The 9,896-nt window shown below is 72.8% G+C and carries 12 protein-coding genes; 5 read left to right on the top strand and 7 right to left on the bottom strand.

The window, feature by feature from the left end; translation table 11 throughout:
• Positions 1-215: 215 nt before the first annotated feature.
• Positions 216-917 carry a TetR/AcrR family transcriptional regulator gene (locus ACBI99_RS38915; RefSeq protein ID WP_357591746.1) on the bottom strand — a complete coding sequence of 234 codons (702 nt, stop codon included), beginning with the start codon at positions 915-917 and terminating at the stop codon, positions 216-218.
• An 81-nt stretch (positions 918-998) separates the two neighbouring features.
• On the opposite strand from ACBI99_RS38915, the gene ACBI99_RS38910 reads away from it, so the two are divergent.
• Positions 999-2,228, top strand: a complete 1,230-nt coding sequence (locus ACBI99_RS38910) for a saccharopine dehydrogenase family protein (protein WP_375074764.1) — start codon at positions 999-1,001, stop codon at positions 2,226-2,228.
• Here ACBI99_RS38910 and ACBI99_RS38905 read toward each other — a convergent pair.
• Complete coding sequence (locus ACBI99_RS38905) at positions 2,217-2,405, bottom strand: hypothetical protein (RefSeq protein WP_375074763.1); 189 nt, start codon at positions 2,403-2,405, stop codon at positions 2,217-2,219. The genes ACBI99_RS38910 and ACBI99_RS38905 overlap by 12 nt on opposite strands.
• 126 nt (positions 2,406-2,531) lie before the next feature.
• On the opposite strand from ACBI99_RS38905, the gene ACBI99_RS38900 reads away from it, so the two are divergent.
• Positions 2,532-3,041, top strand: coding sequence for a VOC family protein (locus ACBI99_RS38900; protein ID WP_375074762.1), 510 nt, complete (start codon positions 2,532-2,534; stop codon positions 3,039-3,041).
• 44 nt (positions 3,042-3,085) lie between these two features.
• Positions 3,086-3,325, top strand: coding sequence for a hypothetical protein (locus ACBI99_RS38895; protein ID WP_219498861.1), 240 nt, complete (start codon positions 3,086-3,088; stop codon positions 3,323-3,325).
• On the opposite strand, the gene pip is transcribed toward ACBI99_RS38895, so the two are convergent.
• Positions 3,322-4,269, bottom strand: coding sequence for a prolyl aminopeptidase (pip, locus tag ACBI99_RS38890; RefSeq protein ID WP_375074761.1), 948 nt, complete (start codon positions 4,267-4,269; stop codon positions 3,322-3,324). The genes ACBI99_RS38895 and pip overlap by 4 nt on opposite strands.
• Before the next feature lie 54 nt (positions 4,270-4,323).
• Between pip and ACBI99_RS38885 the strand changes: the two genes are divergently transcribed.
• Positions 4,324-4,788, top strand: a complete 465-nt coding sequence (locus ACBI99_RS38885; protein WP_375074760.1) for a MarR family winged helix-turn-helix transcriptional regulator — start codon at positions 4,324-4,326, stop codon at positions 4,786-4,788.
• 31 nt (positions 4,789-4,819) lie between these two features.
• Positions 4,820-5,002 carry a hypothetical protein gene (locus ACBI99_RS38880; RefSeq protein ID WP_219498838.1) on the top strand — a complete coding sequence of 61 codons (183 nt, stop codon included), beginning with the start codon at positions 4,820-4,822 and terminating at the stop codon, positions 5,000-5,002.
• Between the two features lie 4 nt (positions 5,003-5,006).
• On the opposite strand, the gene ACBI99_RS38875 is transcribed toward ACBI99_RS38880, so the two are convergent.
• The 4 genes from ACBI99_RS38875 to ACBI99_RS38860 form a co-directional block, all read right to left on the bottom strand.
• A complete protein-coding gene (locus ACBI99_RS38875; RefSeq protein ID WP_219498835.1) occupies positions 5,007-5,498 on the bottom strand; it encodes a flavin reductase family protein in 492 nt (163 codons plus the stop codon).
• Positions 5,495-6,715 (bottom strand): styrene monooxygenase/indole monooxygenase family protein, encoded by a 1,221-nt coding sequence (locus ACBI99_RS38870; RefSeq protein ID WP_219498832.1) that lies wholly within the window; start codon positions 6,713-6,715, stop codon positions 5,495-5,497. The genes ACBI99_RS38875 and ACBI99_RS38870 overlap by 4 nt, the downstream gene beginning before the upstream one ends.
• A 73-nt stretch (positions 6,716-6,788) precedes the next feature.
• The gene (locus ACBI99_RS38865) at positions 6,789-7,757 is read right to left on the bottom strand and encodes an AraC family transcriptional regulator (protein ID WP_375074759.1); all 969 of its coding nucleotides are present in this window, start codon (positions 7,755-7,757) and stop codon (positions 6,789-6,791) included.
• Positions 7,758-7,808: 51 nt separating this feature from the next.
• Positions 7,809-9,809 (bottom strand): CehA/McbA family metallohydrolase, encoded by a 2,001-nt coding sequence (locus ACBI99_RS38860; protein ID WP_375074758.1) that lies wholly within the window; start codon positions 9,807-9,809, stop codon positions 7,809-7,811.
• Positions 9,810-9,896 lie beyond the last annotated feature (87 nt).

Below are 9,896 nucleotides of genomic sequence, written 5' to 3'. Positions count from 1 at the left end.
ACCTGATCGGCAGCATCGGGCGTCACGTCCTGGCCCACCTCTTGCCCGCCCGGCGGGTCCGCACCAAAGACCGCATCGTCAAACGCGCGATCTCCAAATACAACGCCCGCGGACCCGCCATCGACCGGACCACCTACAAAGCCACCATCAGCATCAACATGCTCCGGGCCAGCCCTTGACGCCACGACCCCAGCCCTAACTGAACGGCGTTGCCCCTAGAGGGCGGCCAGTTGCGCCGTGGCACTGGCCAGGAGCAGGTCCAGGGCGGCCGGGTAGGCGCTGTCGTTCATGTTGGCCACCAGCAGGTGGGCCGTGGCGGCGATGTGCGGGTGCGTGGCGGCGGGCAGGCGGGCGTAGGTGGCCTGCCAGACCTGCTCGTCGGCCGCCCGCGTGGCCGGGGGCAGGGCGAGCGTGGCCGCGTCCAGCACGGCGAAGCCGAGCGCCTGGTCGATGAAGGCGTGGTAGATCCGGACCGCGTCGGGGTCGGGGAAGCCCGCCGTGCGCAGGATCGCCAGGATCGTCTCGTCCACCGCCACCTCGTGCGGCCGGCCCGCCACCCGGCTGGCCGTCAGCACCGCCGCCTGCGGGTGGGCCAGGTAGGCGTCGTAGATGCTGAGGCCGAGACTGCGCAGGTCGGCGCGCCAGTCGCCGGTGGCCCGCCAGCCGGTCAGGGCGTGCGCGAACAGTTCGTCGGCGATGGCCAGCGTGAGGTCGTCCATGCCGCGGAAGTAGCGGTAGATCGTGCTCGCGTCGGCGCCCAAGGCCAGGCCGAGCCGCCGGGCGGTGAGCCCGGCGGCGCCGTGCTCGCGCAGCATGCGCAGGGCGGTCTCCACGATGAGGTCGTGGGTGAGCACCTGGCCTTCCTTGGTGCGGCGGCGCCGCTGGCGTGCCGCGTCGGGAACCACTCGCTTGGCCATGTCACCCCTTATGCCAACACCATTGACGTTGACGAGCCTACTGGCCTTTCCTGGGAGAACACCGATTTGGGGAGAGTTGTCATGCGTGTTCTGCTCATGGGCGCCGGCGGTGTGGGCACCGCCGTCACCCGCATCGCCACCCGCCGCTCGTTCTTCGACCATATGGTGGTCGCTGACTACGACCTGTCCCGTGCCGAGGCGGCCGTTGCGCCGCTGGACCCGCGCCGCTTCACCGCCGTGCGCGCCGACGCATCCGACCAGGCCGCGGTCACCGACCTGCTCCGCGAGCACCGTTGCGACGTGCTGCTCAACGCCACCGACCCGCGCTTCGTGATGCCGCTGTTCGAGGCGGCGCTCGCGGCCGGGGCCGACTATCTGGACATGGCCATGTCCATGTCCAGGCCGCACCCCGAGCGGCCGTACGAGAAGGCCGGGGTCAAGCTCGGCGACGAGCAGTTCGCCCGCGCCGGCGCGTGGACGGACGCCGGGCGGCTCGCGCTCGTCGGGATGGGCGTCGAGCCGGGCCTCGCCGACGTCTTCGCCCGCTACGCCGCCGACGAGCTCTTCGACGAGATCGAGGAGATCGGCATCCGCGACGGCGCCAACCTGACCGTGGACGGCTACGAGTTCGCGCCGTCGTTCTCCATCTGGACGACGATCGAGGAGTGCCTCAACCCGCCGCTCATCTACGAGCAGGACCGCGGCTGGTACACCACCGAGCCGTTCAGCGAGCCGGAGGTCTTCGACTTCCCCGAGGGCATCGGCCCGGTGGAGTGCGTGAACGTCGAGCACGAGGAGGTGCTGCTGGTCCCCCGCTGGGTCGACGCCGGCCGGGTCACCTTCAAGTACGGGCTCGGCGAGGACTTCATCGCCAAGCTCAAGACCCTGCGCGCGCTCGGCCTCGACCGCACCGACCCGGTGACCGTGCCGACCGACGAGGGCCCGGCCCGCGTCTCGCCGCGCGACCTGCTGGCCGCCGTGCTGCCCGACCCCGCCGGGCTGGGCGCCAGGATGCGCGGCAAGACCTGCGCCGGCACCTGGGTGAAGGGCGTCAGCGGCGGGTCACCGCGCGAGGTCTACCTCTATCACGTGGTCGACAACCAGTGGTCGATGAGCGAGTACGGCTCCCAGGCGGTCGTGTGGCAGACCGCCGTCAACCCGGTCGTTGCGCTGGAGCTGCTGGCCACCGGCGCGTGGAAGGGCACCGGCGTGCTCGGCCCCGAGGCGTTTCCGGCCCGCCCGTTCCTGGACCTGCTGGAGGAGTACGGGTCGCCGTGGCGGATGCGGGAGCAGGTGCCGTCAGAGGCCTGACGGGTCGCGGCCGACGCTGATCTCCTCGGCGATGCGCCGGATCTCCGCCAGGTTGATGCCGGGGGTCGGAGGGAGCTGCCGGGCCAGCGCGTCCATCACCACGGGCACGGGCTGGCCGGCCAGCCGCCCCGCGATCGAGTGGACCACCCTGAACAGCGCCTCTTCCGTCTCACGCATCCCGTCTCCTCACTCGGCTACCGCCGTAGACCTTACGGGGTGCCGGCGACAGTTTTCGCGCTCCGGCTCTCGCGTCGGCTTAGTTGACGCCTCATATAAATTTGAACAAAACGAAAGGGGCCCGTCATGCCTGTCCAGCGACTCAACCACGCCGTCCTGTACGTCCGGGACGTCGAGCGCAGCGTCGCCTTCTACCGCGAGGCGCTCGGCTTCGAGGTCGTCATGGGCATGCCGGGCGCGGCCTTCCTCCAGGCGCCGGGCTCGACCAACGACCACGACCTCGGCCTGTTCCAGATCGGCCAGGACGCCGGCCCGTCACCCGCCGGGCGCACCGCCGTCGGCCTCTACCACCTGGCGTGGGAGGTCGACACGCTCGACGAGCTGGAGCGCATCTCCGCCAGGCTGAGCGAGCTCGGCGCGCTCGTCGGCGCCTCCGACCACGCCACCACCAAGGCCCTGTACGCGCGCGACCCCGACGGCCTGGAGTTCGAGGTCTCCTGGCTGGTGCCCGCCGCGTTCGTCGACGAGGCCCTGCTCGCGGCCCGGTCCCGCATCCGGCCGCTGGACCTGGCCGCCGACCGGGCCCGATACGGCGGGCAGACCCGGGGCGGGGTCGGGGTGTCGATCCCCGGCTAGCGGGTTACCGTGGGAGGACCAGTTTCCTTCTCTTGGAGAACGTCATGCCGAGAGATCCCGATCACGTGCTCGACGCCATCGACGGCGTCGTCGACGAGTGGGAGACGCTGAGCGCCGACGCGATGCGCTGGGCGCCTCCCGAGAACAAGGGCGACGACCTCCTGCGCGAGGTCACCGAGATCTTCGCGCCACTGGCCGAGGCCCTCACCGAGGCGTTCCGGCCGCTGGGCGACGCCGTCACCCGCGCCCTCGACACCCTGGTCGACGAGGACGACGACCGCTAACGGGCGAACCGGTCGGTGGCGGCCAGCAGAGCCTCCCTGACGCCCGCGTAGGCGTTGGAGTGCCCCGCGCCCTCGACCACGATCAGCTCGCAGCCCGGCCACGCCCGCGACAGGTCCCAGGCCGTCTGGAGGGGCGTGCTGATGTCGAGCCGGCCGTGCACCAGGACCCCGGGCACGTGCCCCAGGCGCTCGACGCCGGTGATGATCTCGTCGTCGGGCAGCCAGGCGGCGTTGCGCCAGTAGTGGGTCACCAGCCGGACGAACCGCATCCGGAACACCGGGTCCTCGAACTTCGGATCGGGCTGGTGGTCGGCGTTCACCCGTACGTGGGAGTCCTCCCAGCGGCACCACTCGCGGGCCGCACGATCGCGCACGGCCGGGTCGGGGTCGGCGAGCAGGCGCGCGTAGGCGTCGGCGAGGTCGCCGTCGCGGTCCTTCTCCGGCACGCCGTCGCGGAAGCGTTCCCACTCCTCGGGGAAGTAGCGCCCGACGCCCCTGGTGATCCAGTCGACCTCGTGCCTGCGCGTGGTGGCGACCCCCGACATGATCACCTCGGTGACCCGGTCCGGGTGGCGCACGGCGTAGGCCAGGCCCAGCGTGGTGCCCCAGGAGCCGCCGAAGAGCTGCCAGCGGTCGATGCCCAGGTGCTCGCGCAGCAGCTCCATGTCGGCCAGCAGGTGGTCGGTCGTGTTGACGGACAGGTCGGTGTCAGGGTCGGCGGCGTCGGGCGTGCTGCGCCCGCACCCGCGCTGGTCGAACAGGACCAGCCGATAGCGCTCCGGGTCGAAGTATTCACGCCAGCGCGGCCCGGCCCCGGACCCCGGCCCGCCGTGCACGATGACGGCGGGCTTGCCGTCGGGGTTGCCGCTCACCTCCCAGTGGACGAGGTTGCCGTCGCCCACGTCGAGCATTCCCTGGTCGTACGGGTCAATTCGCGGATACATGGTCGCGCTCCTCCCGATGGGGCTCAGATCTAACAGCGCTGTTATATTAGCCCCATGACCGCGAGCCTCGGCACGCTGCTGCGCCACCTTCACGACCTGATGGACTCCGCCATCGCCGCCACCTACGCCGAGCAGGGCCTGGAGGGTTACCGGCCGCGCTTCTCCCCCGCCGTCCGCGCCCTGGCATCCGCCGGGCCGATGGCGATCCGCGACCTCGCCGAGGCCACCGGCGTCACCCACTCCGCCGCCAGCCAGACCGTCGAGCAGATGCGCCGCGCCGGCTGGGTCACCCTCGCCAAGGGGAGCGACGCCCGCCGCCGCATCGTCCACCTGACCGACCAGACCCGCCGGGCGCTGCCCGCCATCGAGGCCGAGTGGGCCGCCACCGAGCGCGCCGTGCGCGCCCTGGACGCCGAGCTCCCCATGCCGCTCACCGACGTCCTCCAGGCCGCCGCCGACGCGCTCAGGCGCCGCCCCTTCCACGAGCGCCTGTCGTCAGAGGCCGGTAAAACGGGCTGATCTTGTCGGTGGGGCCTGCGATAGTGAGCGGGTGGTTCACACCTTCTCCCTCCTGCCCTGCCATGTCCGGGAGCTGCCCGCCGGGGCGATCGAGCTGATGCCGATCGTGCTCCCCATGACGCTCACCAGCGTCCAGCGCCGCGAGCTGGCCGCGATCCTGCTCCACGGGCTCGACGACCCCTCCCCCGTCGAGCCGGAGCTGTGCGCCGTCTGACCGTTCAGGCGCCGATCCGCGCCAGCGCGCCGTCCCTGGCGCACAGCTCCCGATAGCGGCCCGCGTGGAAGACCAGCGGGTCGCCCTCCTGCCACTCGAAGTGCTCGATCTCCCCCACCATCACCAGATGGTCGCCCGCCTCCTGCGCGCTCACCGTACGACAGGCGAAGAACGCCAGCGCGCCCGCCAGCGCCGGCAGCCCCGTGGGCGTCAGCCGCGTCGCCACCCCGTCGAACTTGTCCGGAGCCGGCCTGCTGAACCGCCGCGACAGCTCCTCCTGCCCGGCGGCCAGCACGTTCACCCCGAACCGGCCGGCCCGCAGGAACGCGGGCGCGCTCGGCGCCCGGCTCGACAGGCACCACAGCACCAGGGCCGGGTCCAGCGACACCGAGGCGAAGGAGTTCACCGTGAGCCCGGCGCGCTCGCCGGGCAGGGCGGTGGTCACCACGGCCACCCCGGTGGCGTAGCGGCCGAGCGCGTCACGCAGCGCCCTCATGACGACACCTCGGCCAGATAGCGCCGGGCGCTGTCCGGGTCCATGAACCACTCGGCGAAGTCCGTCGGGTCGTCGAAGCCGTTGACGAAGCGCGAGGCCACCTCGGGCAGCGACCCGGCCGCGCCGAGGATCTCCAGCACGTGCGGCGGGGGCGGGGCGAGCAGCGCGTTGGTCCAGTCGGTGACGTGCCGCGCCTGCTCCCAGAACCGCTCGAACGTGCGCTCCATCCACGCCTGGTCGAACGGCCGGTCGCCGTGCTCCAGGATCGCCTGGAGGTAGGCGGCGGCGCACCGGGCCGCGTTGCCCGCGCCCTGGCCGGTGATGGGGTCGTTGAGCACCACCACGTCGGCGACGCCCAGCACCGGGGCGCCGGTGGGCAGCACCGCGACCGGCCGCCGCACGGTCGGCGCGAACCGCCCGGTCAGCGTGCCCATCGCGTCGGTCAGCTCGATCCCGTCGCACCGGGCGGCCTCCCACGGCAGGAACGTCTCCAGGATCGACCGGCTCGTGGCCAGGTGCTCGGCGGGGGTGCGCACCTCGCCCCAGCAGTCCATCGGGCCGCCCGGGACGCCCTCGAACACCATGATCTCGCACGGGCCGGCCACGGTCAGCGCGGGGAAGACGAAGTACTCGCCCACGCCCGGGATCACGTTGAAGCACACCGCCGAGTGCTCCGGCCTGGGCGTCAGGCCGGTGACGTAGGTGAGCGCGAGCGCCCGCTGCGGCGCGTCGTAGGGGGACCTGGCGGCGTCCCGCTCGAACAGCGAAGCGATCTTGCCCTTGCCGGCGGCCACCAGGACCAGGTCGTGCGTGGCGGCGTAGGCCTCCAGGTCGGCGGGCGTCACGTCGCGGATCTCGACCCGGCCGCCCAGCTCCTCCACCTCGGCCAGCCAGGCGGGCATCTTGACCCGCTGGTCGACGCTGCGGGCGGGCTCGCGCAGCCGGGCCGCCCAGCCGATCGCCTGGCCGCCGTCGGGCCCCGCGACGGCGAACCGGATGCCGTCGATGGGCGGGCAGTGCGGCCAGTGGTCCAGGCCGAGCGCGCGCTCGTGGCCCAGCGTGGTGCCGAACATGGCCTGGCTCGACATGACCCGGCCGTCGCGGATGTCGTCCGGGGTCCGGTTGGAGACCACGGTGACGTCGTAACCGTTCTTCAGCAGCCCGAGCGCCAGGTGCAGTCCAGACTGCCCGGCGCCGACGATCAGAATCTTTCGCATACCGGGAACGGTATTTTCCGGCCCCCCGGCCGAGCCATCCGCTGAGCGCGGATCCCGTCCGCTGGACGCGGAGTCAGCTCAGCCGCAGCGTGGCCGAGGGCGCGCGGCCGTACCTGTCGCGGTAGGCGGCGGCGAAGCGGCCCTGGTGGAGGAAACCCCACCGGGCGGCGACCGTGGTCACCGTGCACCGGGCCGGGTCGCCCGCCAGCAGCTCGGCGTGCACCCGGGCCATCCGCACGTCGCGCAGGTGCGCCATCGGGGTGATCCCGAGGTGGGCGCGGAAGCCCTCCTGGAGCGAGCGGACGCTCACGGCCACGGCCCGCGCCACGTCGCCGGTGGTGATCGGCAGGTGGGCGTGCTCGTCGATGAACGCCATCGCCCGGCGCACCACCTTGGGCACCGCCGCGGGCCGGGGCGCGATCAGCCGGCCCAGGTAGTTGGACGGCTGCGTGGTGACGAGGCTGAACAGCAAGGCGTTCTCCAGATGGGCGGCGGCCAGCGGCTGCGCGCCTCCGGTCTCGGCGGCGCCGACGAGCAGCCCGGCCATCGCCCGCCAGCCCTGCCCCCACGCGCCGGTCAGGTCCACGCCCAGGTCGAACACCATCGGCTCGGCGACCGGTTCGCCGAGCAACTGCTCGACCGCGCCTTCCACGGCCTGCCGGTCGAACTTGACGATGAGCTGCGGGCAGCCCGCGCCCCAGCGCATGTCCAGGCGCTCGGTCGGCGAGGGCAGCGAGGCCAGCCCCGGCGTCGAGACGATCTCCTGGCCGCCGCACCGGATCAGGCTGCGCCCGGCGATCGGGATCTGCACCAGGTAGAACGACTCCAGCTCGCCCGGCTCGATGCGCACCTCGGCGCCGTAGTCGAGGTAGCTGACGCGCACGGAGCCGAGCTGCGCGGAGTTGAAGCGGGCGGCCAGCAGCCCGGCGTCGCCGGTCACGTCCAGCCGGTGCGGGCAGAACACCCGTCCGACCTGCTCCCGCACCTCGTCGAGATCCGAGCTGGCGAACAGCGGGCTGTTGCCGAGCAGAACACCGTCCATGCCCGATCATCGACATGATCTGCGGCAGCGTTCCAGGCAAAAATGCACAGATCAGGGGAGCCGGCTCCGATACACCTTCCTGGCGCGTTCGTACAGGTCGAGGTGGTCGCCGTACTGCTCGTCGGTGTCGAAGCGGCCGAACTCGCGCACCACCTCGGCCAGCCGGTCCAGCCAGGCCAGGCACCAGCGCACGTCCGCCAGCCGGGCCACGTGCCCGCCGGCCACGTCCAGGTAGACCGGGCTGGTGTGGGCGTAGGCGCCGCGCCGGTGCTGGGCGCGCGGGTGCGGGCCGCCGTGGGCGACGGCCACCACGTACGTCGGCTCCCGCGCCACCAGCGTCGCGGCCAGCGTGCCGGGCGGGCCCTGCGCGAGCACCCCGTCGGCGGTGCGGATCTCCAGCGTCTCGACCTCGGGCCCGATCGAGGCCACCGCGATCTCCACCCGCTCCCCCGGCGCGACGTCCAGCGTGGCGCCGGGCCCCTCGCCGTTCACCGTGAGCTCCAGCCACGGCCCGGTGGTGGCGAACGTGCGGCCGAGCAGGATCGCCTCGGCGTAGGACTCGGCGGTCAGCGGGCCGTCGACGCGCGCGTACACCCGCTCCCAGCCGGGCGGGGCGGAGGCGGTGGCGCGCCGGCAGAACGACAGCACCGCGTCGGTGCCCGCGGTGACCGTGATCCGGTTGCCCGCCCCGATCAGCCGCCGGTACACGGCCGCGGTGGCGTCGATGGACGAGTGGTTGAGCACGTCCAGCGTGTCGACCAGGCCGAGTGCCGCGTCGGCCACGATCTCCCTGGCCGAGCAGTCACGGTCCCGGTCGATCACCACGTCGGGCGGGTCGTCGTCGGCGAACGCGACGTGGAACGGGTGCCCGTAGCCCACCACCGCGCCGAGCTCGCGCAGCTCCTGGCAGGCGGCGGCGTTCGGCGGCCAGTCGGCCGTCCCGGCGAACCCCGTGTGGAAGCGTCCGGGCAGGCCGCGCGGCCCGAAGGCGCCGAGGTGCCCGACCAGGTCGTTGCGGTACTCGACGCCGATCCTGGCCAGGTGCCGGTCGTCGGACCACGGCAGGTCCCGGCCCGTCCAGTGGGCCAGCGCCTCCACGTCGTAGACCCGCTCGCCCGCCACGTTGCCCGCCACCAGGTTGAGCACGTGCAGGTCCTCGCCGTGCTGGGCGGCCGCCGCGAGCGCCGGCTCGGCCGGCTCCTCGCCCATCCAGTTGAGGTGCACGTGCAGGTCGCCGCCGTACCAGCCGCGCGCCGCCGCGTCGTAGAGCCGCCCGGGGGCCAGCTCGACCAGCGTCTCGCGCCCCGCTTCCGGCGTCACGGCGACCTCGGACTCCAGGTACTCCATGCCGCGCGCCACCGTCACCGTGAGCGGCTCAGCGGGCACCGCGAGCACCACGTCGTCACCGTGGAAGTACGGCCGGCGATGCGCGTCGAGCTTGGGCGGCGCGCCCTCGGGATACCAGCCCTGCCCGTCAGCCCCCACCACGCTCCACCGGCACGGGAACCCCGCCCGCAGCCTCAGCTCGGCCCGCTCGGCCCGGCGGAACAGCGGCGACAAATCCACCGGCGTCCCGTCGGCGACCACCTCCCGCGCCACCTCGACCACCTTCGCGCCGCGCGGCCCGATCTCGTACGGGCTGCCGTCGACGACGACGGTGACCGGTTCGTCGCGGCCGGAGTCGAGCAGCAGCGCCGTGCGGAACTCGCCGAAGGCCACCCGGGTGACGGCCCGCAGCTCGTGCCCGGCGGGCGTCAGCCGGAGCGCGGGCAGGTTGTCGGGCACGTCGCCGCCGAGCGCGTCACGCACGACGCGGTCCACGTCCACCTCGCCGAGCCGGTGCGCCGGGTCCTCCCCCGGGAAGCGCTCGGCGAGCTGGCGCAGCGCCGGGCCCCAGTAGTCGTGGCGCCGGTCGAGGAAGACCGTGGCCCGGGCCTGGGTCACGTACGCCAGCGGCTCCTCGCCCCAGCACGGCCCGTGCCTGTCGCGCAGCCTCCGGTACTCGTCGAGTGCGGCGGCCACCGGAGCCGGCATCAGCGGTTCACCGCACATCGGGATACCTCCGGGCGTCACCGAGATAAGCTGAAAATGGCCAGAGCAATTGTCGTGCCATATAACCGCAGCTTAATAAGCTCAATG

Origin of the sequence: Nonomuraea sp. ATR24 (assembly GCF_041950485.1) — a bacterium.
Classification (GTDB): domain Bacteria; phylum Actinomycetota; class Actinomycetes; order Streptosporangiales; family Streptosporangiaceae; genus Nonomuraea; species Nonomuraea ceibae.
The sequence above is the reverse complement of the archived record's forward strand: the minus strand, read 5'-3'. Positions and strand labels throughout refer to the sequence as shown.